Genomic DNA, 24691 nt, shown 5'->3' on the forward strand with positions numbered 1-24691 from the left:
GAAAAATTTTTAAAAAAGGTTGAAGGATTATTGAATTTTCAACAGAAAATGAACAGCTCTTTACCTTAAACTTTTTAACAATGCGAATGTTATATAAAAATGGAAAACATCGAACAACTCATTATACCTGCCGCAAGAAAAGGCGATACAGAAGTTTTAAAAGAACTAATACGCAGAGGAGCGGATATAAATTTTCAGGACGATAAAGGTTATACCGCTTTGATTATTGCCTGCTACAACAACCAGCTGGAAGCGGCAGCATACCTGATTGCTTCGGGAGCAGACCTAAATCTTGGAGATCAGGGAGGCAACACAGCTTTAATGGGTGCAGCATTTAAAGGCTATACCGATATTGCAAAACTATTGATCGAAAGTGGGGCAGACATTAATCTTCAGCACGGAAACGGTGGAACTGCATTGATGTTTGCTGCAATGTTTGGCCGCAATGAGGTATTAAAACTACTTTTAACGCATGGCGCAAAAACTGGACTCCGGGATATCAGGGGGCAGCACGCATTAGATTTAGCCATTTTACAGGGGAACGAAGCTGGAGCAGAACTGCTTGAATTATACAGCAAAAATGTTAATCTTGCAAAAGCGCCTTAACCAGCCCTTTCCACTGCGGATATGAAAAACCCAGTTTGGCGGCCATACCCACCATAAAATTCCTTCCCTTATCATAAAGACTGCCATTATCCGTATTTGGAACTTCATTTCTGGCATGTTCTTCTGCACTAACACATCTTCTAATCTGCGTAATGATAAAGCTTGATGTAGCCTCACTTTTTAAAAAGTGGGCAGTTTCCTTTTTTCGCGACAAAGGGTGTGCACAGGGCCTTACTCTCATGGATAATGTTTGCTTTTTATCGTCGCTTTCAGTTGTGATCTCCTCGATTTGAACCCAATCATAGCCCATTCCGGCCTGCGTTCCAGGACCGGGGATATCGATCCTGATATAATCATTTAATTGCGCCAGCCTATCTGCACGGATGCCTTGAGGATCGATTAATTGGAAAGCAGATATACCTGCATAACGTCCCCATTCGTTTACTGACAATAATCTGGTACACGCTCGTTCAAAAACCTTTACCGCTTCTGCCAGGGTGCTACAGTTCCTGCGCTCTATTACATCCATCTCGCTACCGGTATATTGGGTAGGCACGGTTTCTAAGTTGTTTTTATTTTCCATAGCCAATAAATTTGGTGAAGGCCAACAGCCTTCACCTGGTTTGTACCTTAAACTATGCTGGTATTTTTCTTTGAATTTCACGGTCCCAAAAGCGGTGCAGCGCAATCATTTCTGTAAAAGTCTTTGTAAGGGCATCAATATCCTCAGTAATCAAAATCCCTTCACGTATTGCGGTACCGTCGGCGTATTCTGCCGGTAGCTTTTTAGCGAAATAAGTAGATTCCAATACTTGGAGCGCCTGTTTGTCGGCAGCAATTGCCTTACAATGCTTAAAAGCCTCATTTAAGAAATGAATGGCATTGGCTTCTCCACTAAGTGCATTAACTGAATCGACTCCTCCAGGCACGTATACTGCATCGTAAAGAACGGATGCTGCTGTTAGAAGACTTTCATCTACTGTAATATTTTTACCACCGGCTGAAATAATTTCACCCAACCTTGGCGCTATAATATGCACAACCGCTCCCTGTGCAACAAGGAAATCTTTAACTTTGCTAAGTGTCTGTTCATTTACTCCATCTGCAGCAAGTATTGCAATTTTTCTTGACTTGATGGTATCTTTGATCGTTGTAGCCATACTTAGCGCTATAGACCTTGCAAGGCTTCCTTTAGGGTTTACAGAAGCATAATCCTTCCTTTTGCCATCAGCTGGCAGGCTATTGTTTAGGTCTGCCAACGGGATTTTTGGAATCTGCAGGCCAAGTGCCTGCGCAACTGCCTCAGCCAGGCCCTTATCTATCTGGGTTAATACAGCCAGCATACGCTCGCGGACCGGAATAGCTTTTACTTTGCCGAGTTCAAAACTAAGGGCATCAATAAGGTGGTTTTTTTCGGCATTGCTCTGTGAATTGAAGAACAAACGGGCCTGCGAAAAATGATCAAAAAAACTTCTGCTCCTTGCCCGGATCTTTCTGGCATCAATTACTTCATTATGACTTACAAAGCCACCCTGTGCAGCAGGTGCCTGCCTTGGGTCGTTTGCGCCGAGTCCGTTCGGACCATAACTGGTTTTACCCCTGTTAATTGTTTGGCGCATATGGCCATCGCGTTGGTTATTATGTACGGGAATTACAGGTCTGTTAATCGGGATTTCATGAAAATTTGGGCCACCCAATCGGATTAGCTGGGTATCGGTATAAGAAAACAATCTGCCTTGTAATAGCGGATCGTTAGTAAAATCGATACCTGGCACAACATGACCAACATGGAAAGCGACCTGCTCCGTTTCAGCGAAAAAGTTATCGGGATTTCTGTTAAGTGTCATCTTACCAATACGCTGCACAGGAACAAGTTCTTCAGGGATCAGCTTGGTAGGATCCAACAGATCAAATTCAAACTTAAACTCATCAGCTTCAGGAACGATCTGCACACCGAGTTCCCATTCTGGAAAGGCGCCGGCCTCAATAGCATCCCAAAGATCCCTTCTATGAAAATCAGGGTCTTTGCCCGAAATATTCTGTGCCTCATCCCAAGCTACCGAATGAACACCCAAAAGTGGCTTCCAGTGGAATTTAACAAAACTGGCTTCACCATTGGCATTCACAAACCTGAAGGTATGTACGCCAAAGCCCTCCATCATGCGGTAGCTCCTTGGTATGGCGCGATCACTCATCAACCACATAATCATATGCGACGACTCTGGCATCTGAGAAATAAAATCCCAGAAAGTATCGTGAGCCGAAGCGGCCTGTGGCATTTCGTTATCAGGCTCTGGTTTTACTGCGTGAACAAGGTCTGGAAATTTAACCGCATCCTGAATAAAAAATACTGGCATGTTATTACCCACAAGATCAAAGTTCCCCTGTTGGGTATAAAATTTTACTGCAAAGCCCCTTACATCACGTGCCAGGTCTGTCGATCCCCTGGAACCTGCTACTGTTGAAAACCTAACAAACACCGGAGTTTCTGCTCCCGGATCGCATAAAAATGCAGCCCTGGTTAACTTAGACATGTCTTCGTATACCTTAAAAACTCCATGTGCAGCCGAACCCCTGGCATGCACTACCCTTTCGGGTATGCGTTCATGATCGAAATGTGTAATTTTCTCCCTAAGGATAAAATCCTCTAAAAGTGTTGCTCCTCTTTCTCCGGCTTTGAGCGAATTCTGATCATCGTTAATACCGACCCCATGGTTAGTTGTTAAAAATTCGCCTGTCGAATCTGCTACGAAAGATTCGAGATTAGCCGTCTTATCATTTTCCGGCTGGGCAGGTTTAGTTTTTCTTTTTGGTGCTTTCTTGTCCATAGTTTTTTGCTTGCGCCTCTTTTTGGGCTATTAACAATTAATTTTCTTCTGTGATTAATGCATTACTGGTTGAGGGAAAAACTATCGGCCAATGTGCCGTTGGCACGGACAAAGTTTATCTTTGCCAATGTATTTTCATCAACAATCTCTGATATTTTTTATGGCACCGGATGTATTTTCGGTGGCATATAGAAAACCTGCAAAAACAACAAATGGTTTTAACAATTTGCCCTACCATGTTAAGTACCAACTTTGGGCAACGCTTTTAAAAACTCTGCTTAGGGATAACTAAGTACTTACACTATTAGCGTCCGTAAAGTTCGGTTTCTGATTTCAACCATTTTCGAAGCGCTTTGTTTGCTTCATTTTTTAACTAACCAAAAGTTGTATTGTTGTCGTGGGTTCCGGTATAGATAATAAAAGTGTTTATTGAATTATACGCTTTCAAAAAAATTAATCCTGATGAGGAGTTCCGTAATCTTCTGCGCGGTCTGCATCCGAATCCGATTTTGCTGCCTGTTTTGATAATTCCCTGGCAGATGCCTCATCCTGGTAAGCACTATCTGCATCACTAGCCTCAATCTGTGAATGCGGTACAATACCAACCGTATTTTCATTGTCCTGTTGATCTGTTTTTTTGTTTTCCATTGTTTTAAGTTTAAACATTCAAAATTATTTCCTGCAAGAAGCGCAAACCTTTGTTTTAAAGCATGTACTTCATTAAATAAACAAGGTAAACTGTTACAGGTTTGATTTATTTAACGGTTAAAGTATTTGGTTACAACACCGGTTAACATTTCAATTAAATGTTAACCAGCAGACACAGTACCAACATGTGTTTAATAACTTAAAAAAGGAACGCCCAGGTATTTATATCCCCAAAGCCAGCAAGAGAAAACAAAAACTGAAAACCATCTGAAATTTTCACCTGTTTATATAACCAAAAACAACCCCTTAGACTTAATACTAAAGAATATGACAAACAAGCAAAACTTTTTTGAGCGTATATCTGACAGGATTACTTATTGGACCGGAAGTGCAAGCGCCTTCACCATAGCTGTCGGCATTATCGTAATCTGGGGCATTAGCGGACCTATTTTTAACTATTCGGATACCTGGCAACTGGTTATTAATACCGGAACAACAATTATTACTTTTTTAATGGTATTTCTGATCCAAAAAACCCAGAATAAGGACTCGAAAGCCATACAATTAAAACTTAATGAGTTATTGGCAGCCAGCAGACATGCCAGTAACCGCATGGTTGATATAGAAGATCTTTCGGAAGCAGAACTGGATGTACTGCACAAATACTATGCGAAACTTTCTGATGTGGCAGAAAAAGAAGAAGATATCCACCATTCCCATTCAATTGATTCTGCAAAGAAACGTTCAGAAGAAAAATTAACAGGTGAACCCAGATTAGTTAAAAATAAAAAAATGGTTAAACCTTAGTTGTTTCATTTATAATTTAATAGCACATTAATTAATAAGCTAAGCTTATATTTCTGCTATGAAAAATAAAAACAACCCGAACCAACACTGCTTTTTTATTGTTTATTACTTAAATACAGCAATAAGCAATCAACTTTAAATTATGATAAAACAAATATGAGCAACCTACCCTTAAATAACAACCAAGAAGATCTGCATAAGTTAAAGAAAAAATTTGATGATGGGTTAATTGAATCATCATGGAGCGAAAATGGAGAATTGACCTATATTATCAACGATGGATTGGATTTAAATGAATATGCTAACCTGGCCAAACAGATTCTGGAAAGTGAAGGCGATATTGCCCATGATTTTACCGGCAAGGTTACCAATAAATCAGGAACTTCATCCGCAAGATTCGAATACAGGTCTGGCTGGTTTTTAGATGGCATGGCTGATGGAGAAATTGAATAACCGGTAGCAGCAATGTGCAAACATACTGATAACGAAATATGAAATTAGGGAAAGCATACATCGGCACATCGGGATGGAAATACCGCCATTGGGAAGGCAATTTTTATCCTGATGATCTTAAAAAGAAAGATCAGTTTAAATATTTTACCGAACATTTCGATACTGTAGAGCTGAATAATTCATTTTATCGCCAACCAAGTATTGATAACTTTAAGCAATGGCAATTGCAAAGCCCGAAAAATTTCACTTATACTGTTAAAGCCAATAGATATTTTACACATCTCAAAAAATTGAATGTGGAAAAGGCCGAAATCCTGGATTTTTTAAAAGCCAGTGAAGGGCTGGAAAACAAACTGGGACCTATGCTTTTTCAGCTCCCGCCTAAATGGAAATTAAATACCGAAAGGCTGGAAAGGTTTTTAGAATTGCTTCCTAAAAAGCACCGATACACTTTCGAATTTAGAAATCCAAGTTGGTATCATGATGATGTATTTATGCTGCTCGCCAAACATAACTGTGCTTTTTGCATTTATGAGCTGGCCGGGCATCAATCTCCCATTTTGAGCACAGCAGATTTTGTGTATATCAGACTACACGGACCTGAAGGAAAATATCAGGGAAGTTACAACGAGCATAGCTTAACAAAATGGAACAACATGTTAATTTCGTGGATCAAAGAAGGAAAAGACGTGTACCTCTATTTCGATAATGACCAGGCTGGTTATGCTGCTTTTAATGCGCTCGAAATAAAAAAGATGATCGGTCCAGCGTATCAAAAATTTGGCAAGTAAAAAAATTAGGCTAAAATACCCAAGCTTATGTTGGTTAATTTTTCGCTTTGCTTAAAACTTTTAATCTGATGGTTCTGTTTATTTTAACAAAGTAAACCGCATTATGGCAAATACGAAAAACGACAGAAAAGACCTTGAGAAAGGTAATCAAAGGAAAAACCAGGAACAGCTAAATCAAATTGCTTTGGGCAATACTGAAATAAAAAACACGCCGTTAACCAATAACAACGATCTTTTAAGTTTGCCCAAAACCTCTGGCACAGGTGCGAACCCTGCCGCGGCCTCCCCCCATTCGCTTATTGTACACGAAGATGAAAAGGATAAAGACAGGTATGAAGAAGGCAACAATAAAGATCAAAAAAATGCCACTACAAAATAACCCGAAAACGCAAATGGTATTTTTAATGAACAAATTTTAGTGTACAAACTATTTATTTATGAGTAAACTGATCTGTATACTTGAGGATGATGCAGGGATAAGAGATATATTACAGTTCCTGCTTTTAGAAGAAGGCTACCAGGTAGCATGTTATACTACCGTTAATGAGTTTTTGAGCAGAAAAAATATCAATCCAGACCTTTATTTATTAGATGTAATGCTGCCCGACGGCAACGGCATGGCGGTATGTAAACTGCTTAAGGCTGACCCTCAAACCGCTGCGACACCAGTAATTATGATGAGTGCCCATGCCGATATAAAACAAATGACCAGCGGATGTAATGCCGAAGAATTTGTGGTAAAACCCTTTGATATCTTTGTATTACTAAAAAAGATTGTCAATCTATTAAATTTAAAAAGTGCTGCAAAGGATACATAAGTGGTTAATTAAACTTCAGCCAGGTTAGATTAAAACTTTGTATAATTATAGCGCGAACACCAGAACAATAAAAACTGGGGGCGGTAACATCAGCTTTGCTTATTTTTTTAAGCCTTGGATTTCATTCAGGTCTGCCGTCCAATGGGCAATTTTTGCTTCAGCCCAGGCCCTCAAATCAGGGTTGAGCAATCCTGCAGAACCAGTAGCTTTTACGTGAAAACCAATCATTTTTTGGTCTGAATCTATGAGAAGTGAATGTAACTGTTCAAATTGGACCGGATTATGTTGACGCAATAGCGTTAGTTTTTGTAAGTGTTCTGCTTTGAGCGAAGTTTGTAAAAATTGATCCTTTGTATTTGTATTTGCTACTAACTGCTGAATATAGGCTTGATTTTCATCCCCTCTCCTGATGCCTAAATTCTTAATTTCTGGCGCATCAGCCATCTTTTGTAGTTCAAGGTTCAACTGCTGCTGATATTGCATTTCAGGATACACCGAGTCGGTAAATTCGCGATCGTGCATGGTAAATTCGGTCTGATCATGCTTACAGCCAAGCAAAAACAGCGCAACGATTAGAAATAGACAAAACTGAGGATATTTCATGATTTTAATGCTTTTACTAAATATTAATTTACCTATTAATAAACCAGCACAATTGTTCCCCATACTTATCTGGTTTTTCACCATAAAACAAAATAAGAACAGAGATAGTTTTATAAAATAATTGTTGATCGTGCAGAAAAGCATAAAAAATACCAATGGTTGTGCAGTAAATAATTGCACGGACTAAAAAGAAACTGAAAAGAAAAATTCGTAAAACTTTCACAAAAGCGCAATTGTTTTATTACCAGTATTTTAACACTAATTCTATTCTTATGAAAAAACTTATGATTATGATGCTGGCCTGCTCAATCTGCCTGGCATCAGTTGCTCAAACACGGCAAGACACCACCAAAAAAAAGACAGAAAAAACAAAGCCTGCAAAGAAAAGCAAAGAATGGCCGTCTAAAAAAGACACCACCAAACGTGACACGCTCAAACGTGACACCATGTACAAAACCAATCCAGTACATTAAGCAAGGGCCCTCACGGGCCTTTTTTAATGCATCAACAATTTTTCTAAAAATTTAAGTTATTTAGACATCAAGTGGCTTACAAGCTCAACCTCATTGGTCAAATCTAACCGCAACGGCGTAATAGAAACATAACCATGATCAATAGCCCAACGGTCGGTGTCTTCTTCGGCCGGCTCAAGCGGAGTTACAGTAATCCAAAAATGTTTCCGTCCCATCGGATCTTCTCCTGGAACAACATTTCCATCATACAGGCGTACAGACTGCCGCGTCCACTTAATGCCCTTAGGTTCTGGCGGAAAATTAACATTATACAGGGCAAGCTCGTTGTTTATAAATAATTCCTCGAGTGAACTGACCACAAAGGATTTTAGTTTTTCGAAATCAGGTTCGGTACGGCCAACCGGCGTACTTAAAGCAATGCCTTTTACGCCCAAAAGAACAGCTTGTTTTGCCGCGGCTAATGTTCCCGAATGCCACATGGAATTGCCTAAATTTGGTCCCATATTAATCCCCGAAAGCACCACATTGGTATCAGGGTATAAGTGCAGGCCAAGTGCAACACAATCGGCCGGTGTACCGTTTACACGAAAGGCATCTATACCCTCAAAAGCAATCGGCGATTTTTTGTAGCTCAAAGGCCGTGAATGTGTTATTGCATGGCCCATAGATGACTGTTCTACATCAGGGGCAACAATTCTTACTGAGCCAAAAGTTTTGGCAATGTTGGCAAGTGCTGCTATTCCGGGGCTATAAATGCCATCGTCATTGGTGATCAAGATATTCATTTCTATTTTTTTTACTGTTTATACCTCTTAATAAAACTAAGTCTGGCCTGTATTGTTCAAATAAAGATGAAAAAGCCAGCGCCTTTAGTTCATGTAATCCATAATCCTGGAGCGGGACAGCAGAAACATTCAGAAAAAAAACTCTCGTCAGCCATTGAGCGTCATGGCTTTTCGATAGATTACGCGTCTTCTGAAAAACGTTCGTTAAAAGATATCCGCCCCGAAACTTCATTTATTGCCATTGCCGGCGGCGATGGAACCATAAAAAAAACGATTATCAAACTTCTTGATAAAAAATTGCGTTACAAACGGCCGGTAGCCCTTCTCCCTTTCGGTACTGCAAATAATATTGCAACCTCTCTTGGTATTTCAGACGATCTGGACCGTAATATAGCTTCCTGGTCTAATTACATTCTGCGAAAATTTGATATTGGACAGGTTACCGGAACAACAGAACCACTCTTTTTTATCGAATCTTTTGGCTTTGGCATTTTTCCTAAACTGATGCAAAAGCTCGAAGGCATGGATACAACAGCAATCAAAACGGCTGAGGATGAATTCAAAATTGCACTGGATACGCTATTAGCCATCACCGAAACCTATGCTGCTCACACCTGTAGCATAGAGGTAGAGGATGAAAAAATAAGGAAAAAATGTATCATGATCGAAATCATGAATATTTCGCGCCTTGGTCCCAATTTGAGGTTAAGTGAACATGCCGATCCCAGCGATGGTTTTTTTGATGTGGTAATTGTAGAAGAAAACCAAAGGGAAATTCTAAAAAACTATGTCGCAGAAATTGCAAAAGGAAAAGATGTAGTGTTTCCTATACCCCCGATAAGAACAAAACACTTAAAGATAAAATGGAACGGAAAAGATGCGCACGTTGATGACCAACTGATAAATGACATAAAAAAGAGCCGTTTAAAAGTAAACCTCATGCACAGCCTTTTAGAAATAATGGTGGAAAGTGACAAACTCAAATAAATTTGTTTTGCGCTATTTAAAACTACTGTTACTGATCATCCTACTTATCAAAGATTGTAGAAGTTAACACGGCTTTTTTATCCAAAAAGAACATTCATAGGTTTAGGTAAAAAATAAGTCAAGGAAAATCGCCAATAATTCAAAAACCTTTGCGCTTTGCTTCCTGTTTTAACATAAAAACAGCTTATGAAAAACAGTAATGACCTTACGTCCACCAGGGACGAAAAAAATGAAAGTCTTTGGCAGGTTTCGCATCCTAGCCTGGAAATCAAACCGCTCAAAGAAAATACAGTTTACGATGTAGTAATCGTTGGAGGAGGAATTACCGGCGTAACCACCGCACTTGAACTACAGCGAAAGGGTAAAAAATGTCTTTTGATAGAAGCGCAAAACCTGGGCTTCGGCACAACAGGAGGCACGAGCGCACACCTGAATACCTTTTTGGATGCCACTTATCCGGAGGTTGATAGCGATTTTGGAAAAGAAGCCTCTGCCCAGCTTGCCCGTGCTACAAAAGAAATAATCGAAATGATCCATCGTAATATCAAAGCACTCGAAATCGATGCAGACTTTGAATACAAGGATGCTTTCCTTTTTTCTCAGAACCAGGAAGAGACCGAGCAGCTTAAATCTATCCTTTCCTCTTCACAGCAGGCTGGTGTTAAAGTAAGTGAAGTATTTGAAAACGGCATTCAAATCGATTTCCAACACGTATTATTATTTAAAGAGCAAGCGCAATTCCATCCCATAAAATATATACTTGGCCTCGCCAGAGAATTCCTTAAATTGGGCGGAGATATCCTGGAGCATACCTTTGTTGAAAACAGTGAATATAAAGACGACATCCACTATATAAGTGCAGGAAATATAACCGTTCAGGGCAGGCGTTTGGTATGGGCTACACACATTCCACCTGGAATTAATATCCTCTCGCTCAGAAATGCACCTTACCGAAGTTATGTACTGGCCGCTAAACTTAAAAACGGAGATTACCCCAACTGCCTGGCCTACGATATGCAAGAGCCTTATCACTACTTCCGAAGTCACGAAATAGATGGAGATCAATACCTGTTAATTGGTGGCGCTGACCATAAGACGGGGCACGATGATCCGGAAAAGGCCTTTTCGGCGCTAGAGCAATATGCAATGGAAAACTTTGACATTAGTTCCATTGATTATCGGTGGTCATCACAATATTATGTTCCCGTAGATGGCCTACCCTATATTGGACAGTTTCCGGGTGGCGATGCAAACAGCTTTGTAGCAACGGGTTTTAACGGGAACGGAATGATCTTCGGCAGCCTTTCGGCCATTATCTTAACCGATCTGATATTGGGTATTGAAAACGATCTTGCAAAACTGCTCAGCCCGTCGCGATTGAAACCTATTTCTGGTTTTATGGATTTTGTGCAAGAAAATGCAGATGTGGCCTATCATTTCATTGCTGACCGGTTTGGAACAGAAATTATCCAGTCAACAAATGAACTAAAAAACGATGAAGGCAAAATAGTAGAGTTAGAAGGCAAAAAGCTCGCTTTATATAAAGATATAAACGGCAAGGTTATCGCATTAAACCCTGTGTGCACACATGCCGGTTGCATTGTTAACTGGAACGCCAGTGAAAAGAGCTGGGACTGTCCTTGTCATGGGGGAAGATTCGCTACTGATGGTCGTGTTCTTACAGGGCCGCCAAGGAAAGCGTTGGAGAGAATAGAAATCCATAAGACTGGAGAAGCCTGATAAAGCAAGATCAGATATTAACCTGAACAAGATTTCAACCTTTACTAAAAGGTGCTAAAAAAGATCAATGTCCAAACAAATCCATCAACATTAGGGTTGTAATTTCATGGCTTCATTTAATATCCAGATCGATCATGGTGATGATAAAATTACCCTGACAATTATTCCAAAGGAAGATTATTATATAATCGTTTATCTAGGCAGTATACTCGGTGCCATCCGAAAAATGGGGCTGGACTGGATACTGCTTCAACAGGAAGAGATTGATCCCGGAATGCCAGAATATTCCGATCATAAACTGAATTCCGAAGCGACACAGGTATCATTAGGCATTCATGAAATTAACCTCATTGCAGGCGAAATTGAAAATCACCTTGCAAATCAGTAATAACAGAAGCTTAGCCAGATCTTCATTTTTATTATCAGAGAAGTTCCGTTCTTACTCCCTATTGCATAAAACCATTTATCCATAAAGGTTGTTATTTAGGCCAAGGACTCCATATTACCGGCATCAGGACTGTAGAGACCTGCAAAACTGATCTGTTTATGTGGGGGCCAATAGTTAGATTTTACAATGAATGAAAAGATGAAAAGTGTAGGCAAAATGCTCATTGGCAGAAACCTCACAATTGCTTTTGCTGAAAGCGCAACGGCAGGCCGGCTTTCAGCAGATTTTTCAATGATAGATGATGCAGGTAAATTCCTTAAAGGAGGCATTACCTGTTATGATGCCTGCTTAAAGGAAGATCTTTTACAGGTTGACGCTTCGTTGATCAAGATGTATACACCTGAATCAATGGAGGTTACACAGGCCATAACCCTGGGACTGTCAAAATTGATAGATGCTGACATCCATATCGGCATTACCGGACTTACAGCTCCCGGAGGAAGTGAAACCCAGGAAAAACCGGTAGGCACCATTTTCATCTACGCTACCCACCACCACGAACTGGCTTTTTCAGAAAGGCTTAATTTTACCGGAAGTCGTGAGGAAATTGTTACAGCAACCGTATTGGCTTGCGCAACCATGTTAGAAGATTACATCATCTCTTTAGATAACTAATAAATAGATATGAAAGCAAAGAAAGTATTTCCAAAAAAGACCTGGCTGTACCGGAACGGACTTTCGGTAACTTTTATCAGCCTATTTGTTTTTACACTCCTCGCACAGGCAATTACCGGCTGGAAAGAACACAATGGCGAACTGAGCGACCAGGGAGCTTCGCCGATCTCTTTTAATAATTACCTTCATACCGGGCATTTTATTTCAGCCACTTTCGAAAATTTTGAAAGCGAGTTCCTGCAGATGGTTCTTTATGTGCTGCTAACCGTAAAATTACGTCAGATCGGTTCGGCCGAATCTAAAAAACTTGATGAAGAAGAAGCGGTAGACCGCGAGCCTGTCGCCTCGAAGGATGCCCCATGGCCTGTACGCAAGGGCGGGCTGATTTTGAAACTGTATTCGAACTCGCTTTCTATTACTTTCAGCATACTTTTTCTGTTAAGCTGGTACCTCCATTTTTATGGTAGCTGGCGAGATCACAACGCTGAGCAAATATTAAAAGGTAAAGCAACAGATACGATGACTGCCTATCTTGGCCAGGCCAACTTCTGGTTTGAAACCTTTCAAAACTGGCAGAGCGAATTTCTTTCAGTAGCTGCTATTGTCGTATTAACCATTTTCTTAAGGCAGAAAGGCTCTCCTGAATCTAAACCCGTAGATGCGCCGCATATGGAAACGGGAAAATAAAAAGATCAGAATATTAAAATTGACAATGATTAATAGATTAATAGCAAGAATTTAAATAAAAAACATAAAACCATTTGAAATTTCAGCTTGTTCTATAAATATCAAAAACCTATTAAAATTATAATTATGGCAACTACAAAAACAGCGGGCAATAAAGCCTCAAAATCTACATCAAAAACAGGAAAAATAGAAAATTCTGAATTCCATGATTTTTTTATTGATGAATTAAAGGATATTTATTGGGCAGAAAAACACCTTGCTAAAGCGCTTCCAAAAATGCAGAAAGCAGCCACTAGCCCTGAGCTTGCAGCAGCTTTTGAAAAGCACACCACGGAAACTCAACAACATGTAAGCACACTGGAAGAAGTTTTTGGGCTTTTAGGTGAAAAACCGGTAGCTAAAAAGTGTGATGCAATGGCAGGTTTACTGGAAGAAGCCGATGGAATTATCGCTGATACCGATAAAGGTACAATGATAAGAGATGCAGGACTTATCCTGGCAGCTCAAAAAGTGGAACATTATGAAATTGCAACCTATGGTACCCTAAGGGTATTTGCCGAAAATATTGGACATAGCGACGTGGCCGAACTGCTTTCTCAGACCCTTGACAATGAAAAGGCAACCGATGTGGCACTTACTGAAATTGCTGTCAACGCGGTTAATGAAGAGGCCGTTGCAGAATAAAAAGAGTTTGTATCATAAAGGCATTTTACCTCAGATGTTGTCCTGTTGTCCAAAGGACTCCTATGAAGGGCCTGTTTAAATACTCTTAAGGAGGTTTAAACAGGCCTTTCGACAGGCTACCGTTGATAGCTTGCAAAAAACAGTCGTCTTTCCCGCGCAGGCGGGAATCTTAAAGCGCTGGTAGCGATCGTTGTAAGATTGCTTCGTCGGCGGAAAAGCCTTCTCGCAATAACGATTCTTGGAAGATTTCTCCTCAGAAGGAGTTCCTTTGGAACACTACGATCGAAATGACGATACTTCGAGACCATTTAGTGTTATTATTATGCAAATGATATGATCAACGCAGGAAATCCCATATTCAGCCACAAATTCACTTCTGATCCAACTGTTTTGTTATACGATCAGAAAGTATATTTATATACCGGGCATGATGAAGCACCACCAGGGGTACAAAGCTATATCATGCGCAACTGGCTCTGCTTTTCTTCCACTGACCTGATCCACTGGGAAGAACATCCGATACCACTACGGGCAAAAGATTTTAGCTGGGCTAGTGGGGATGCATTTGCATCCTGTGTGGTTTTTAACAAACAGCACTTTTATTGGTTTGCTGCAGTCTCCCATCGTGATATACCAGGCAAAGCAATTGCACTTGGAATATCAGAAACACCAACAGGTCCTTTCCGTGATCCAATCGGATCGGCACTGATCACTGGAAATGATATCCCTTTCGACAAAAATCCGATGGCGAACCTCGACCCTTCTGTAATCATTGACACAGACGGCCAGGCTTATATCTTTTGGGGTAACCAACAGTGCTATTTCGCTAAGCTAAGTGACGATATGCTCAATTTGCAGGGCAAAATCAATACGATTGAGCTACCTGGTTTCTCTGAAGGTGCCCATGTTTTTAAACGCAACGACTGGTACTATCTAACATACGGTTATGGCAACCCGGAAAAGGTAGCCTATGCCATGAGCCCCAGCATACGTGGGCCATGGGTATTCAAAGGAATATTAAACGAACTGGCCGGAAACTGCGAAACAAACCGTCCAGCCATTGTCGAATTCAATGGAAGGAACTACTTCTTTTATCATAGCGGCGCATTAAAAGGCGGAGGCAGTCACAGGCGTTCGGTCTGCGTTGATTATCTTTATTATAATCCAGATGGGACAATCAAGCGGGTGCTAATGACCAGCGAAGGGTTAGGCTAGCACTCCCAGCTTAGACCGCCTGACCAACAAAAAACACCATCCTAATATACTCCAGCAATGATTTATAGTTCTAATCCAGATCGCTGCAATTGCATTTACCAGGGAAGCACAAAACAAACAGGTATTATGAAAAAAACACCCGATTATTCAAATGTACTAGTAAAAATGACGAAATAAACTATTCTCATAGCCACAATCCGAATAATTTAGCCTGCTGATCATCAAACCAGATTATGAGCCGAAAGCCGAACAAATTACTAGCGATTCTGCTATTCCTTTTCTTAGGGGTCCTAACCTTAAGTGCATACAAAAGAGCCAGCGGGCTTAAAGATTACTATAAAAATTATTTCCCCATAGGTGTTGCCGTTAAGCCGAGCGACCTCCATAATCAAGAAAAGTCGTTGATCTTAACACATTTTAATAGTATCACGGCAGAAAATGCAATGAAAATGGGTCCAATACACCCTTTTGAAAATAGATTTTTCTGGAAAATTGCAGATTCAATTGTTCAATTTGGATTACAGAATAAGATAAAAGTAAGGGGCCACTGCTTAGTTTGGTATGCCCAAACACCAAGATGGTTATTTAAAGACTCTACAGGAAACCAGGTAACGAAAGAAGTGTTGCTTTCCAGGATCAAAAACCATATTAACACCGTTGTATCACGCTACCGTGGGAAAATTTATGCCTGGGATGTAGTAAATGAGGTGATTGCAGATGACACCAGCACTTTCCGAAAATCTCAGCTGTATAATATTGCCGGAGAGGAATTTATTGAACAAGCATTTAGGGATGCACATGCAGCAGATCCAAAAGCATTGTTGTTTTATAACGATTACAATACGGAAAATCCCATCAAACGGGATAAGATATATCGGATGCTTAAAAAGCTATTAGCCAAAGGAGTTCCCATCCATGGCATTGGATTACAGGCGCATTGGTCTATCAGTAACCCTACCCGCTTCGAACTTGAAAAATCTATTGAATTATTTTCATCACTAGGTCTTCAGATCCAATTTACCGAACTGGATATTTCCGTGTATTCGGGAAGACAGGGCGGCCAGATGATTACAGGCGAAAAAGGCATTAATGCAGCTGTTTTTACACCAGAAATGGAACAGCAGCAATTGGAAAAATACAAGATGGTTTTTGAGGTGTTCAGAAAATATAAAAAGAACATTACAGGTGTTACTTTTTGGAACCTCTCCGACCGTTATAGCTGGCTCGATGCCAGGGGTAGGAAAAACTTTCCATTACTATTTGATACCGATTTAAAACCCAAAAAAGCATACTACGAGGTTACAAAGTTTTAAACAAGCAACCATTTGATGATCAAAGACAATATCTACTGCTAAATCATCAGCTATTAAGCGTAACAAAACATCAATTAACTATAACCAAATATGACTAAACTTCGTGCCATCTTTACATGCGCAGCTTTATTGCTGATCAGCATTCCCTCATTTTCACAAGATTCGAATTTTTATATATTTCTGTGTTTCGGACAATCGAACATGGAAGGTGCCGCCAAATTTGAAACACAAGATACTACAGCAGTTGACCAACGGTTTCGCCTGTTGGAAGCCGTTAATTGCGACAACTTAAACCGTACAAAAGGCAACTGGTATACTGCTGTCCCACCACTAACACGATGTAAAACAGGACTGGGGCCGGTAGATTATTTCGGCCGGACACTTGTTGCCAACCTGCCCAAAAATATTAAAATCGGTGTAATCAATGTCGCCGTAGGCGGATGTAAAATTGAACTGTTCGACAAAGAAAATTACCAATCCTACACGGCAACAGCGCCAGATTGGATGAAGGGTATGTTAGCTGAATACGAGGGAAACCCATATGCCAGGATGGTAGAGATGGCTAAAATTGCACAGCAAAGTGGCATAATCAAAGGGATATTGTTGCATCAGGGAGAGTCAAACACCGGCGACAAAGCCTGGCCAGAAAAAGTAAAGGGCGTGTATGAAAACTTATTAAAAGACCTAAAATTAGAAGCTAAAAAAACGCCGCTACTGGCCGGAGAAGTGGTAAACGCCGATCAGGGTGGAGTTTGTGCCAGCATGAACGCCATTATTGCAACTTTACCGCAAACCATCCCCAATGCACATGTTATTTCTTCTGCGGGTTGCCTCGATGGACCGGACAACCTTCATTTTTCTGCCGAAGGCTACCGCATGTTAGGCAAAAGATATGGAGAAAAGATGCTGAGCTTACTCGGCAAAAAATAATCAAATAGCCTATACTTTTCCAAACTGATCAAGATACAATGAGTGCCAAAAATATATTTTCTACTTATATCCTATCTCTATTCTTTGTACTGGGCTTCGAAGGATGTAAAACGGGTCAATCGCTTTCCAGTAATCAAACAGATACCAGGGGTTTAAAAGGTTTTTACAAAGATTACTTTTCAATTGGTGTTGCCGTTGGCAAAAGAAATCTGAGCGGAGAGGAAAGTGCGTTGATTAAAAAACATTTTAACAGCATTACAGCAGAAAACGACATGAAAATGGAGTCGATGCAGCCTATAGAGGGGAAATTTAATTGGCGGGAAGCCGATTCTATTATCAGCTTTGCAGCGCAAAATAACATCAAAGTACGTGGCCATAATTTATGCTGGCACGAACAGGCACCCTCATGGTTTTTCACCGATAAAGAGGGAAAGAAAGTAAGTAAAATAGTATTGTTACAACGGTTGAAGGCACATATTGATGCCGTAGTTGGGCGATATAAGGGAAAAATATATGCCTGGGATGTTGTAAATGAGGCCATTGACGATGATTCTACAAAATACTTACGAAATTCGAAATGGTACCAAATCTGTGGTGAAGACTTTATCATTAAAGCCTTTGAATATGCACATGCCGCCGATCCCGATGCAAAGCTTTATTACAATGATTACAATACCGAACGACCAGAAAAAAGAGAACGCGTATACAAGTTGCTAAAAAGCCTGAAGGACAAAGGCGTACCTATAGACGGTGTTGGCCTCCAGGCGCATTGGTCTATCTACGAACCTAGTGAAAAAGAACTTGTTACAGCAATTGAACGCTATTCATCTTTAGGTCTTAAAATACAGTTTACCGAGTTAGACCTTTCCATTTATCCATGGGAGAAAAATAAACGGGCCAAACGTGCGAATGAAAGCGATGCTTACACCGCTGAACTTGAAGCCAGGCAGGTTGAAAAGTACAAAATGGTGTTCAACGTGTTCAGAAAGTATAAAAATGTAATCACCAACGTTACATTCTGGAACATTTCTGATCGCCGTACCTGGCTGGATGGTTATCCTGTACCTGGCCGCAAAAATTACCCTTTACTTTTCGACACGCAATTAAAACCAAAAAAAGCCTATTGGAGCGTTATTAAATTTTAAATAATGAAGAAAATATTTCCGCTCATCCTACTCCTTTTCAACGTCCTCATTGCACAAGCCGCCGGGTTCGGTCCAATTACGGTAAATACTTATTTGCCTGGAAGTTTTGCTGTGGTGAGCAAAGGTAAGGTCCCGTCTATTTTAGTAAGTGCCAACGAATGGCCAGGTGCTATACGTGCTGCCCAAAATCTTCAAAACGATATTAAAAAGGTAAGTGGACTTGAACCTGAGCTTTTAACGGATAAAACAACCAGCATGCCGATCATCATTGGCACTATCGGCAACAGCAAAATCATCGACGAAATGATCAGGAACCATAGTCTAAATGTTTCCGAAATTGCCGGAAAATGGGAAGCCACATTAATTCAGGTGATAAAAAACCCAATTAAGGGTATAGATTCTGCTTTAGTAATTGCTGGAAGCGATAAGCGGGGAACGATATACGGAATATACGAGCTTTCTGCTCAAATTGGTGTTTCGCCTTGGTACTATTGGGCCGATGTTCCAATAAAAAAAAGCAGTTCACTCTATGTTATTGCGGGGCGTCATGTAATTTCTTCACCTGCGGTAAAATATCGGGGGATATTTTTAAATGACGAAGCTCCCGCACTTTCCGGATGGAGCAGAAAAGAATTTGGAGGTTTTAACCATAAGTTCTATGAGAAGGTGTTCGAATTGATTCTTCGCTTAAAAGGAAATTATTTATGGCCCGCCATGTGGGGAAGTGCATTTAACGACGACGATAAACTCAACCCTGTTTTAGCCGACGAGTATGGCGTAGTAATTGGCACTTCTCATCACGAACCCTTAACACGGGCCCATGATGAGTGGAAAAGATATAAAGGCGGCAAATGGAACTATGATCAAAATCCAGAACAGTTACGTGCATTTTGGGAAAGCGGCCTGCAACGTGTAGCCGATAAAGAACAGATCATCACTGTTGGCATGCGTGGCGATGGCGACGAGCCCATGTCTACAGGCACAGCTACGGCATTATTGGAAAAAATTGTAAAAGATCAACGTGAAATAATTGAAAAAGTAACCAAAAAACCTGCAGCGCAAACGCCACAGCTATGGGCCTTGTATAAGGAGGTTCAGGATTATTACGATAAAGGGATGCGCGTTCCCGATGATGTAACTTTACTTTTATGCGATGATAATTGGGGCAACATTAGAAAATTGCCAGGTTTAGGTGAAGCGCCCAGAAAAGGCGGTTATGGGATTTATTATCACTTCGACTACGTCGGTGGCCCCAGAAACTACAAATGGGTAAACACTAACCCTATCCAAAAAATTTGGGAACAGATGCGATTGGCTTACGAACACGATGCCAATCAGATCTGGATCGTAAACGTAGGCGATTTAAAACCAATGGAGTTCCCCATCCAATTCTTTTTAGATTATGCCTGGAATCCTGACGCCATCCCGGCCGATAAATTAATAGACTACACAATTAATTGGGCGACCAACCAGTTTGGGAATGAACACGCTACAGCAATTGCCAACCATATAGATACTTATCTAAAATACGCAGGTAGAACTAAACCAGAACTGCTTAATGCAAATACCTATAGTTTAAGCAGCTATAACGAGTTCGAACAAGTTGCCGCTGATTTTAAAAAACTTAAAGAACAAGCAATTACAACACAACATCAATTACCTGTCAATCAAAAAGACGCCTATTACCAATTGGTTCTTCATCCCATTGAAGCTGTGGCTAATTTATATGAGATGTATCTCGCGGTAGCCAAAAACAAACTATATGCCAAACAGGGCAGATTTTCAGCCAATGGTTTCGCCGGCAAAGTTGATTCTCTATTTAAGCGGGATGCCGAAATCAGCACTTACTACAATAAAATAATGGCTGGAGGAAAATGGGACCATATGATGGATCAAACGCATATTGGTTACACTTCCTGGCAACAGCCCGATAGCAATATTATCCCTAAAACTACGCTGATTAACAATGCTACTACCACCCTAGGTGTTTCACTGGAGAACTCGGAGCTCCATTATACGGGAAAAACAAAGGTAGCGCAGGGCTTCACTTTTTCAGCGCTTGCAAATACATCACATACGCTCGAAATTTTTAGAACAGGTGCGGGTGAAATGAAATACGACATCAAAGCTCCAGATTTTGTAATGTTAAGCAGCAAAAAGGGAACACTTAACGATGATCAGAAAATTCAGATCAGCATCGATTGGAATAAAGCGCCAAAAAACACCAAAACAAGTGAAATTCTCATTTCTGGCAGTGATAAATCGAGCATCACCATCCCCATTAAAACCGAAAACATTATACCAACCGACTTACCTGCTAATTTATTCCTCCCTGATAAGGGCTATATTTCGATGGAAGCGACAAGTTATAACAGAGCGGTAAACAGCAGACCTATTTTCTGGAAAACCATTCCCAATTACGGAAAAACCAGGGGCGGCGTAATCGCAACACCTGTAACTTCACCAATTCAGCAGCCTGGTGAAGGCTCACCACATTTAGCTTATGACATTTTTGTAACTGAAACGGGCAATTTTACCTTAAATACCTTTATCTCCCCTACTATTGATTTTACCGGGAAAGATGGACTAAAGTTCGCCGTGTCATTAGACGGGCAAGCTCCCATAGTAGTTAATATCAGTAAGGATTACACCGCTGATTATGCCTGGGGACAATCGGTAGCCAACAACATCAAAATTTTTAAAACTCCCCTTGTCTTTAACAAAACCGGAAAACACACCATCAACTATTGGATGATTAATCCAGGTGTGGTACTGCAAAAATTAGTACTAGATCTTGGAGAATTAAAACCAAGTTACTTAGGACCACCAGAAAGCATTAAAAGCACACGAAATTAAATTAACCAAACCATGAACAACATGATTAACGAATTAAAAAAAATCACCCTTTTTTCATCCATTATGGGAATGGCTATTGCCAGCTCCTGCCAGCAAGCAAACCAAAAAACAGAAAAGGAAACGGCAAATACGCCTAAAAAAACCAGCTATTTATCACAGCCAATAATCTCCAAAATTTATACTGCCGATCCTTCTGCCCACGTTTTTAATGGAAAAATTTATGTTTACCCTTCACATGATATCGAGGCTGGCACTCCGGAAAATGATAATGGTGATCATTTTGACATGAGAGATTACCACATTTTGAGCATGGACAGTATTAATGGTAAAGTTACCGATCACGGTGTGGCATTAAGCATAAAAGATATTCCATGGGCCGGCAGGCAACTTTGGGCTCCGGATGCCGCCTTTAAAAACGGAACCTATTATCTGTATTTCCCGGTTAAAGATAAATCTGATGTATTTAGAATAGGTGTTGCTACATCAAAAAGTCCGGCAGGGCCATTTAAGGCTGAACCTGAACCTATTAAAGGGAGTTTTAGTATCGATCCGGCGGTGTTTACAGATACTGATGGCGCCAGTTACATGTACTTTGGTGGAATTTGGGGCGGGCAGTTGCAACGTTGGAATAATGGAAAATACGATGCCAATGGATCTAAAACCGACTCACAAAAAGAAAATGAACCCGCATTGAGTGCTAAGGTAGCGAAATTGAGCAGCAGTATGTTATCGTTTGATGGCGAAGTGAAAGATGTTCAACTAGTAGATAAACAAGGAAAAGCACTACTCACTAATGACCACGACAGACGTTTTTTTGAAGGTGCCTGGATGCACAAATTTAATGGAAAATATTATTTCACTTACTCAACAGGTGATACCCATTATTTAGCATATGCGATTGGCGACAAACCTTATGGACCGTTTGTTTACGAAGGCACTTTTATGAAGCCCGTTCAAGGTTGGACCACCCACCATTCCATTTTAGAGATAAAAGGCAAATGGTATATTTTTTACCACGACACCCAGCTTTCGGGGAAAACACACCTCAGAAATGTGAAAGTGACGGAATTGAAGCACAATGCCGATGGAACAATCCAAATGATTGAACCATGGGTTGAATAAGGGTGTATCATAAAAGCGATTTCACCTCAGATGCTGTCATGTTGAGCCTGTCGAAACTCCTTAAAGGGTATTTAAATGGGTCCTTCGACAGGCTCAGGATGACAAATCTATCTTTATGATACAACCTCGTTGTACGGATTGAAGCAATTGATGAAGTTAATCTAGGTAGAATTATTATTATCCCCAGGTTTCTGGAATTGACAATTGAGAAATCTGGGGACAAAAAACGCGCAATACAGCGAATAAATGCCCTTCGACTACACTATCAATGACAGATCCTAGTAGAAAAATCGTCATCTCGACCGAAGCAAAGCGGAGTGGAGAGATCTTTGAACTATGTTACCGAAAAGTTTAAAGATTTCTCCATTACGCTACCGATGAAAAATCGGTAAGCTTCAGTCGAAATGACGACACTTCTAATCGACTAACTTCATAATTTATTGATAAGTAAACTTGAAGCAGTCTGTCCAAAATTCTGATGATTTAGCTAAATCAACAAATAAACTGATAAGATTAAGCGGGAACTATTCTATTTTGCTTCAATCCTAAAATAATCGAAGTCAACATATCCTCCAGCATTTTCAGTTGCGTAATTAAACAGCCCAAAACGGTAGCCTATAAAATGGGGAAGCGTATACGACATTTGCAAAGGCTCCCCTATTGGTTTCCAGGTTTTGCCATCAAAGCTGTAAAAAAAATAACCTTTATCTATTCGGTTCTCAAAATCACATCTTGCTTTGAGATAAATGGTTTGCTGTCCAGCTGGAACATCTTCACCATTTACAGTACCACTTTGGGCGCTTACCGTTACTACCGTTTTCTTTGATCCTGTATGTTTTACGCCTACCCAGCCGAATTTGCGTTGCAGCAAAATCAATCCCGCCTGGTCTCCAGTTTTCATATTGGAAATATCAATTGAAGTGATTGCGGTTGATACGGGCCCGATGGTACGCTGGGTTAATGTATTACGGGCCAGAAGAATATTCGTATCCAATCTGGAGGTGGTAATCCGTAAAAATCCTGGGCGTTTGGTTAGCGACCAAAATGCATGGTCTGGATTGTGGTTCCATTGCCATACCAGAGGAAGCGCGGGCTCGCCTTTTTTGCGGGTAAATTCATCTGATGCCACAATACCGGGAATTAAGCCACTACTAACCGGAAGTTCCAATGTTTCCGGGACTTTACCATCAACACCCAACATCGGCCAGCCATCTTCCCAGGTAACCGGAACTAAATATGGAATGCGGCCAACGGATCCAAAATCTCTAAAAAGATAAGAAAACCATTTTCCTTCTGGCGTACTGATTAAACCGCCCTGCGCACCCCCCTTATCTTTAAGTGCTACACGCCCTTCATATGGCCCCATAAGTTTGTCGGAACGGTGTACTACAACTGTACGCATCCCATTTCGTGGCCAGGTAATGTTAAAAAGATAATATTTGCCATTAATTTTAAACAGTTGGGAGCCCTCAGCTGGTAATCCGGCCCCCGTACCTGTTGGAAGGCTTGCGTTTTCGATAATCGCTATGGGTTTCGTGTCAGGTTTTATTCCAGATAAATCTTCCTTTAATTCTACCAAAGTAATTTTGCCGGCTCCGTATACCATGTAAGCTTTTCCATCCTCAAAAAACAAGGAGTGGTCATGGAGCGAAGGTTTAAAAGACGTAAGTTTCCACGGGCCTTTTTCAATATCTTTTGTACTGTAGATATACGTTTTGCCTGTGGTACCAGAGAAAGTGCTTACATAATAAATGCCTTGATGAAAACGAAGGCTGCTTGCCCACGATCCTCGCCCATAATCCCACTTTCCATTGGATAAAGTTAATTCGTCAGCATTTCCGAGGGTATCGTAAGCATAACTTACAATTTTCCAGTTTACCAGATCAGTTGATTTCATGATGGGCACCCCAGGATTCATGTGCATCGTAGTGCTGCTCATGTAATACACTTTCCCTACTCTGATCATCGAAAGATCGGGAACATCGGCAAAAATGAGTGGATTTGTCGCTTTTTGCGCGTAAACACTAAATGTATTTAGCATAAAAAAGAGCAATGATGTAAATAATTTAAGATTCTTCATAGAGGTTACTCAGCTTTTTCAATTTGCACTGCGTTTATATTCGGTATTCAAAGCTAT

The 24691-nt window shown here is 40.6% G+C and carries 25 protein-coding genes; 19 read left to right on the forward strand and 6 right to left on the reverse strand.

What is annotated here, in order from left to right; all coding sequences use genetic code 11:
* Positions 1-99 precede the first annotated feature (99 nt).
* Positions 100-606, forward strand: a complete 507-nt coding sequence (locus tag J7E57_RS07075) for an ankyrin repeat domain-containing protein (protein WP_215126476.1) — start codon at positions 100-102, stop codon at positions 604-606.
* On the opposite strand, the gene J7E57_RS07080 is transcribed toward J7E57_RS07075, so the two are convergent.
* The 3 genes from J7E57_RS07080 to J7E57_RS07090 all read right to left on the reverse strand — a co-directional run bounded on the left by J7E57_RS07080 (position 584) and on the right by J7E57_RS07090 (position 4082).
* On the reverse strand, positions 584-1189 hold the full coding sequence (locus J7E57_RS07080; protein ID WP_215126478.1) for a hypothetical protein: 606 nt from the start codon (positions 1187-1189) through the stop codon (positions 584-586). The two genes, J7E57_RS07075 and J7E57_RS07080, sit on opposite strands and share 23 nt — an antisense overlap.
* 52 nt (positions 1190-1241) lie before the next feature.
* Positions 1242-3434, reverse strand: a complete 2193-nt coding sequence (locus J7E57_RS07085; protein WP_215126480.1) for a catalase — start codon at positions 3432-3434, stop codon at positions 1242-1244.
* 453 nt (positions 3435-3887) lie between these two features.
* Positions 3888-4082 (reverse strand): hypothetical protein, encoded by a 195-nt coding sequence (locus J7E57_RS07090; RefSeq protein ID WP_215126482.1) that lies wholly within the window; start codon positions 4080-4082, stop codon positions 3888-3890.
* 327 nt (positions 4083-4409) lie between these two features.
* Here J7E57_RS07090 and J7E57_RS07095 point away from each other — a divergent pair, with 327 nt between their 5' ends.
* The 5 genes from J7E57_RS07095 to J7E57_RS07115 all read left to right on the forward strand — a co-directional run bounded on the left by J7E57_RS07095 (position 4410) and on the right by J7E57_RS07115 (position 6951).
* Positions 4410-4889, forward strand: coding sequence for a low affinity iron permease family protein (locus J7E57_RS07095; protein ID WP_215126484.1), 480 nt, complete (start codon positions 4410-4412; stop codon positions 4887-4889).
* 156 nt (positions 4890-5045) lie between these two features.
* Positions 5046-5342: a hypothetical protein gene (locus tag J7E57_RS07100; protein ID WP_215126486.1), complete on the forward strand. Its 297-nt coding sequence runs from the start codon at positions 5046-5048 to the stop codon at positions 5340-5342.
* Between the two features lie 38 nt (positions 5343-5380).
* The gene (locus J7E57_RS07105; protein ID WP_215126488.1) at positions 5381-6133 is read left to right on the forward strand and encodes a DUF72 domain-containing protein; all 753 of its coding nucleotides are present in this window, start codon (positions 5381-5383) and stop codon (positions 6131-6133) included.
* A 103-nt stretch (positions 6134-6236) separates the two neighbouring features.
* Entirely contained in the window at positions 6237-6512 is a 276-nt protein-coding gene (locus J7E57_RS07110; RefSeq protein ID WP_215126491.1) for a hypothetical protein, read from the forward strand.
* A 58-nt stretch (positions 6513-6570) separates the two neighbouring features.
* Positions 6571-6951 carry a response regulator transcription factor gene (locus J7E57_RS07115; protein WP_215126492.1) on the forward strand — a complete coding sequence of 127 codons (381 nt, stop codon included), beginning with the start codon at positions 6571-6573 and terminating at the stop codon, positions 6949-6951.
* 99 nt (positions 6952-7050) lie between these two features.
* Here J7E57_RS07115 and J7E57_RS07120 read toward each other — a convergent pair whose 3' ends face one another.
* Positions 7051-7554 carry a hypothetical protein gene (locus J7E57_RS07120; protein WP_215126494.1) on the reverse strand — a complete coding sequence of 168 codons (504 nt, stop codon included), beginning with the start codon at positions 7552-7554 and terminating at the stop codon, positions 7051-7053.
* Between the two features lie 272 nt (positions 7555-7826).
* On the opposite strand from J7E57_RS07120, the gene J7E57_RS07125 reads away from it, so the two are divergent.
* Complete coding sequence (locus J7E57_RS07125; protein ID WP_215126496.1) at positions 7827-8027, forward strand: hypothetical protein; 201 nt, start codon at positions 7827-7829, stop codon at positions 8025-8027.
* 56 nt (positions 8028-8083) lie between these two features.
* Here J7E57_RS07125 and surE read toward each other — a convergent pair whose 3' ends face one another.
* Complete coding sequence (surE, locus tag J7E57_RS07130; RefSeq protein WP_215126499.1) at positions 8084-8812, reverse strand: 5'/3'-nucleotidase SurE; 729 nt, start codon at positions 8810-8812, stop codon at positions 8084-8086.
* 66 nt (positions 8813-8878) lie between these two features.
* Here surE and J7E57_RS07135 point away from each other — a divergent pair, with 66 nt between their 5' ends.
* From J7E57_RS07135 to J7E57_RS07190, 12 genes are all read left to right on the forward strand, one after another.
* Entirely contained in the window at positions 8879-9799 is a 921-nt protein-coding gene (locus J7E57_RS07135) for a diacylglycerol/lipid kinase family protein (RefSeq protein WP_215126500.1), read from the forward strand.
* Between the two features lie 186 nt (positions 9800-9985).
* Positions 9986-11539, forward strand: a complete 1554-nt coding sequence (locus J7E57_RS07140; RefSeq protein ID WP_215126501.1) for an FAD-dependent oxidoreductase — start codon at positions 9986-9988, stop codon at positions 11537-11539.
* Between the two features lie 106 nt (positions 11540-11645).
* Positions 11646-11927, forward strand: coding sequence for a hypothetical protein (locus J7E57_RS07145; RefSeq protein WP_215126503.1), 282 nt, complete (start codon positions 11646-11648; stop codon positions 11925-11927).
* Positions 11928-12125: 198 nt separating this feature from the next.
* Entirely contained in the window at positions 12126-12602 is a 477-nt protein-coding gene (locus J7E57_RS07150; protein WP_251029834.1) for a CinA family protein, read from the forward strand.
* A gap of 9 nt (positions 12603-12611) precedes the next feature.
* Complete coding sequence (locus tag J7E57_RS07155; protein WP_215126507.1) at positions 12612-13289, forward strand: DUF6766 family protein; 678 nt, start codon at positions 12612-12614, stop codon at positions 13287-13289.
* Between the two features lie 126 nt (positions 13290-13415).
* Positions 13416-13973, forward strand: a complete 558-nt coding sequence (locus tag J7E57_RS07160) for a ferritin-like domain-containing protein (RefSeq protein ID WP_215126509.1) — start codon at positions 13416-13418, stop codon at positions 13971-13973.
* A gap of 333 nt (positions 13974-14306) precedes the next feature.
* Complete coding sequence (locus tag J7E57_RS07165) at positions 14307-15188, forward strand: glycoside hydrolase family 43 protein (RefSeq protein ID WP_215126512.1); 882 nt, start codon at positions 14307-14309, stop codon at positions 15186-15188.
* Between the two features lie 233 nt (positions 15189-15421).
* A complete protein-coding gene (locus J7E57_RS07170; protein ID WP_215126514.1) occupies positions 15422-16501 on the forward strand; it encodes an endo-1,4-beta-xylanase in 1080 nt (359 codons plus the stop codon).
* Positions 16502-16591: 90 nt separating this feature from the next.
* Complete coding sequence (locus J7E57_RS07175) at positions 16592-17431, forward strand: sialate O-acetylesterase (protein WP_215126516.1); 840 nt, start codon at positions 16592-16594, stop codon at positions 17429-17431.
* A 38-nt stretch (positions 17432-17469) separates the two neighbouring features.
* Positions 17470-18576: an endo-1,4-beta-xylanase gene (locus J7E57_RS07180; protein WP_215126518.1), complete on the forward strand. Its 1107-nt coding sequence runs from the start codon at positions 17470-17472 to the stop codon at positions 18574-18576.
* Between the two features lie 3 nt (positions 18577-18579).
* A complete protein-coding gene (locus J7E57_RS07185; RefSeq protein ID WP_215126520.1) occupies positions 18580-21432 on the forward strand; it encodes a glycosyl hydrolase 115 family protein in 2853 nt (950 codons plus the stop codon).
* A 21-nt stretch (positions 21433-21453) separates the two neighbouring features.
* The gene (locus J7E57_RS07190) at positions 21454-22554 is read left to right on the forward strand and encodes a glycoside hydrolase family 43 protein (protein ID WP_251029835.1); all 1101 of its coding nucleotides are present in this window, start codon (positions 21454-21456) and stop codon (positions 22552-22554) included.
* A 529-nt stretch (positions 22555-23083) separates the two neighbouring features.
* Here J7E57_RS07190 and J7E57_RS07195 read toward each other — a convergent pair.
* Positions 23084-24634, reverse strand: a complete 1551-nt coding sequence (locus J7E57_RS07195; protein ID WP_215126522.1) for a glycoside hydrolase 43 family protein — start codon at positions 24632-24634, stop codon at positions 23084-23086.
* Between the last annotated feature and the right edge of the window lie 57 nt (positions 24635-24691).

Source organism: Pedobacter sp. ISL-64, assembly GCF_018613605.1.
Taxonomy (GTDB): Bacteria; Bacteroidota; Bacteroidia; order Sphingobacteriales; family Sphingobacteriaceae; genus Pedobacter.

What these genes read in the sequence shown, in the direction of transcription:
- J7E57_RS07105 (WP_215126488.1), top strand. Translation starts at nt 5,381, where the DNA reads ATGAAATTAGGGAAAGCATACATCGGCACATCGGGATGGAAATACCGC.
- J7E57_RS07115 (WP_215126492.1), top strand. Translation starts at nt 6,571, where the DNA reads ATGAGTAAACTGATCTGTATACTTGAGGATGATGCAGGGATAAGAGAT.
- J7E57_RS07175 (WP_215126516.1), top strand. Translation starts at nt 16,592, where the DNA reads ATGACTAAACTTCGTGCCATCTTTACATGCGCAGCTTTATTGCTGATC.
- surE (WP_215126499.1), bottom strand. Translation starts at nt 8,812, where the DNA reads ATGAATATCTTGATCACCAATGACGATGGCATTTATAGCCCCGGAATA.
- J7E57_RS07160 (WP_215126509.1), top strand. Translation starts at nt 13,416, where the DNA reads ATGGCAACTACAAAAACAGCGGGCAATAAAGCCTCAAAATCTACATCA.
- J7E57_RS07090 (WP_215126482.1), bottom strand. Translation starts at nt 4,082, where the DNA reads ATGGAAAACAAAAAAACAGATCAACAGGACAATGAAAATACGGTTGGT.
- J7E57_RS07190 (WP_251029835.1), top strand. Translation starts at nt 21,454, where the DNA reads ATGATTAACGAATTAAAAAAAATCACCCTTTTTTCATCCATTATGGGA.
- J7E57_RS07180 (WP_215126518.1), top strand. Translation starts at nt 17,470, where the DNA reads ATGAGTGCCAAAAATATATTTTCTACTTATATCCTATCTCTATTCTTT.
- J7E57_RS07120 (WP_215126494.1), bottom strand. Translation starts at nt 7,554, where the DNA reads ATGAAATATCCTCAGTTTTGTCTATTTCTAATCGTTGCGCTGTTTTTG.
- J7E57_RS07080 (WP_215126478.1), bottom strand. Translation starts at nt 1,189, where the DNA reads ATGGAAAATAAAAACAACTTAGAAACCGTGCCTACCCAATATACCGGT.
- J7E57_RS07100 (WP_215126486.1), top strand. Translation starts at nt 5,046, where the DNA reads ATGAGCAACCTACCCTTAAATAACAACCAAGAAGATCTGCATAAGTTA.
- J7E57_RS07170 (WP_215126514.1), top strand. Translation starts at nt 15,422, where the DNA reads ATGAGCCGAAAGCCGAACAAATTACTAGCGATTCTGCTATTCCTTTTC.
- J7E57_RS07145 (WP_215126503.1), top strand. Translation starts at nt 11,646, where the DNA reads ATGGCTTCATTTAATATCCAGATCGATCATGGTGATGATAAAATTACC.
- J7E57_RS07140 (WP_215126501.1), top strand. Translation starts at nt 9,986, where the DNA reads ATGAAAAACAGTAATGACCTTACGTCCACCAGGGACGAAAAAAATGAA.
- J7E57_RS07085 (WP_215126480.1), bottom strand. Translation starts at nt 3,434, where the DNA reads ATGGACAAGAAAGCACCAAAAAGAAAAACTAAACCTGCCCAGCCGGAA.
- J7E57_RS07165 (WP_215126512.1), top strand. Translation starts at nt 14,307, where the DNA reads ATGATCAACGCAGGAAATCCCATATTCAGCCACAAATTCACTTCTGAT.
- J7E57_RS07195 (WP_215126522.1), bottom strand. Translation starts at nt 24,634, where the DNA reads ATGAAGAATCTTAAATTATTTACATCATTGCTCTTTTTTATGCTAAAT.
- J7E57_RS07095 (WP_215126484.1), top strand. Translation starts at nt 4,410, where the DNA reads ATGACAAACAAGCAAAACTTTTTTGAGCGTATATCTGACAGGATTACT.
- J7E57_RS07150 (WP_251029834.1), top strand. Translation starts at nt 12,126, where the DNA reads ATGAAAAGTGTAGGCAAAATGCTCATTGGCAGAAACCTCACAATTGCT.
- J7E57_RS07110 (WP_215126491.1), top strand. Translation starts at nt 6,237, where the DNA reads ATGGCAAATACGAAAAACGACAGAAAAGACCTTGAGAAAGGTAATCAA.
- J7E57_RS07075 (WP_215126476.1), top strand. Translation starts at nt 100, where the DNA reads ATGGAAAACATCGAACAACTCATTATACCTGCCGCAAGAAAAGGCGAT.
- J7E57_RS07155 (WP_215126507.1), top strand. Translation starts at nt 12,612, where the DNA reads ATGAAAGCAAAGAAAGTATTTCCAAAAAAGACCTGGCTGTACCGGAAC.
- J7E57_RS07185 (WP_215126520.1), top strand. Translation starts at nt 18,580, where the DNA reads ATGAAGAAAATATTTCCGCTCATCCTACTCCTTTTCAACGTCCTCATT.
- J7E57_RS07125 (WP_215126496.1), top strand. Translation starts at nt 7,827, where the DNA reads ATGAAAAAACTTATGATTATGATGCTGGCCTGCTCAATCTGCCTGGCA.
- J7E57_RS07135 (WP_215126500.1), top strand. Translation starts at nt 8,879, where the DNA reads ATGAAAAAGCCAGCGCCTTTAGTTCATGTAATCCATAATCCTGGAGCG.